The sequence below is a fragment of the Streptomyces sp. NPDC041124 genome, from assembly GCF_055592385.1.
On record NZ_JBVIYR010000023.1, the window covers coordinates 1 to 2,028 of the forward strand.

Annotated in this window: 2 rRNA genes; both read left to right on the forward strand. The window is 57.0% G+C overall.

Going from position 1 to position 2,028, the window contains the following annotated elements:
• A 23S ribosomal RNA gene (locus ACZ6A9_RS32495) occupies positions 1-1,827 on the forward strand; the annotation flags it as partial.
• Positions 1,828-1,911: 84 nt separating this feature from the next.
• Positions 1,912-2,028 (forward strand): 5S ribosomal RNA (gene rrf, locus ACZ6A9_RS32500).

The window sequence follows — 2,028 nt, forward strand, 5'->3', positions numbered from 1 at the left end:
GATGGGTAGGGGAGCGTCGTGTGCCGGGTGAAGCAGCCGCGGAAGCGAGTTGTGGACGGTTCACGAGTGAGAATGCAGGCATGAGTAGCGATACACACGTGAGAAACGTGTGCGCCGATTGACTAAGGGTTCCTGGGTCAAGCTGATCTGCCCAGGGTAAGTCGGGACCTAAGGCGAGGCCGACAGGCGTAGTCGATGGATAACCGGTTGATATTCCGGTACCCGCTGTGAAGCGTCAAACATCGAATCCAGTGATGCTAAGGCCGTGAAGCCGCCCTTGATCTCTTCGGAGTGATGGGGAGTGGTGGAGCCGCCGGCCCAAGTTGGTAGTAGGTGAGTGATGGGGTGACGCAGGAAGGTAGTCCATCCCGGGCGGTGGTTGTCCCGGGGTAAGGGTGTAGGACGTCAGGTAGGTAAATCCGCCTGGCATATAGTCTGAGACCTGATGCCGAGCCGATTGTGGTGAAGTGGATGATCCTATGCTGTCGAGAAAAGCCTCTAGCGAGTTTCATGGCGGCCCGTACCCTAAACCGACTCAGGTGGTCAGGTAGAGAATACCGAGGCGTTCGGGTGAACTATGGTTAAGGAACTCGGCAAAATGCCCCCGTAACTTCGGGAGAAGGGGGGCCACGTCTGGTGAGAGCACGTGCTGCTCGAGCTGGGGGTGGCCGCAGAGACCAGCGAGAAGCGACTGTTTACTAAAAACACAGGTCCGTGCGAAGCCGTAAGGCGATGTATACGGACTGACGCCTGCCCGGTGCTGGAACGTTAAGGGGACCGGTTAGCTTGGATTCGTCCAGGCGAAGCTGAGAACTTAAGCGCCAGTAAACGGCGGTGGTAACTATAACCATCCTAAGGTAGCGAAATTCCTTGTCGGGTAAGTTCCGACCTGCACGAATGGCGTAACGACTTCTCGACTGTCTCAACCATAGGCCCGGTGAAATTGCACTACGAGTAAAGATGCTCGTTTCGCGCAGCAGGACGGAAAGACCCCGGGACCTTTACTACAGTTTGATATTGGTGTTCGGTTCGGCTTGTGTAGGATAGCTGGGAGACTGTGAACTCTGGACGCCAGTTCAGGGGGAGTCGTCGTTGAAATACCAGTCTGGTCGTGCTGGATGTCTAACCTGGGTCCGTGATCCGGATCAGGGACAGTGTCTGATGGGTAGTTTAACTGGGGCGGTTGCCTCCTAAAGAGTAACGGAGGCGCCCAAAGGTTCCCTCAGCCTGGTTGGCAATCAGGTGTTGAGTGTAAGTGCACAAGGGAGCTTGACTGTGAGACCGACGGGTCGAGCAGGGACGAAAGTCGGGACTAGTGATCCGGCGGTGGCTTGTGGAAGCGCCGTCGCTCAACGGATAAAAGGTACCCCGGGGATAACAGGCTGATCTTCCCCAAGAGTCCATATCGACGGGATGGTTTGGCACCTCGATGTCGGCTCGTCGCATCCTGGGGCTGGAGTCGGTCCCAAGGGTTGGGCTGTTCGCCCATTAAAGCGGTACGCGAGCTGGGTTTAGAACGTCGTGAGACAGTTCGGTCCCTATCCGCTGTGCGCGTAGGAGTCTTGAGAAGGGCTGTCCCTAGTACGAGAGGACCGGGACGGACGAACCTCTGGTGTGCCAGTTGTCCTGCCAAGGGCATGGCTGGTTGGCTACGTTCGGGAGGGATAACCGCTGAAAGCATCTAAGCGGGAAGCCTGCTTCGAGATGAGGACTCCCACCTCCTAGAGAGGGTAAGGCTCCCAGTAGACGACTGGGTTGATAGGCCGGATATGGAAGCACGGTAACGTGTGGAGTTGACCGGTACTAATAGGCCGAGGGCTTGTCCTCAGTTGCTCGCGTCCACTGTGTTGGTTCTGAAACCACGAACAACCCCATGTGCCACACATGGTGCGGTTGTCAGTTTCATAGTGTTTCGGTGGTCATAGCGTAGGGGAAACGCCCGGTTACATTCCGAACCCGGAAGCTAAGCCTTACAGCGCCGATGGTACTGCAGGGGGGACCCTGTGGGAGAGTAGGACGCCGCCGAAC